This is a genomic window from Pseudoalteromonas aliena (assembly GCF_038155085.1).
GTDB lineage: Bacteria > Pseudomonadota > Gammaproteobacteria > Enterobacterales > Alteromonadaceae > Pseudoalteromonas > Pseudoalteromonas aliena_A.
In genome coordinates this window covers 1-212 of sequence record NZ_JBAKAU010000255.1, presented here as the reverse complement: position 1 = coordinate 212, position 212 = coordinate 1, and the positions used below count along the sequence as shown (strand labels likewise).

The following is a 212-nucleotide window of genomic DNA, read 5'->3' as shown; positions in this document are numbered from 1 at the left end:
AAACTAGATTGCTAAAAGTACCAGTGAGCAATATGCTGAGGATCTTACCTACCGTGTATTATAGTTCAGCCCTGGTTACAGGCAAAAATTTTGGATTAAAAACTGTGGTGCCGTGGGTATGTCTGCTGGCTTTTTAGAGGCACTTGAAGCGTCAGCTCTTTCTATGGTTGCGCTATCAATTAGCATGATAAGCGAGCAACTCCCGCAAAACC

At 43.4% G+C, this 212-nt stretch carries 1 pseudogene; it reads left to right on the top strand.

Features of this window, described 5'->3' with window-relative positions:
• Nucleotides 1–7 precede the first annotated feature (7 nt).
• Nucleotides 8–212 (top strand): annotated as a pseudogene (locus V6260_RS19285) (tryptophan 7-halogenase); the annotation flags it as partial.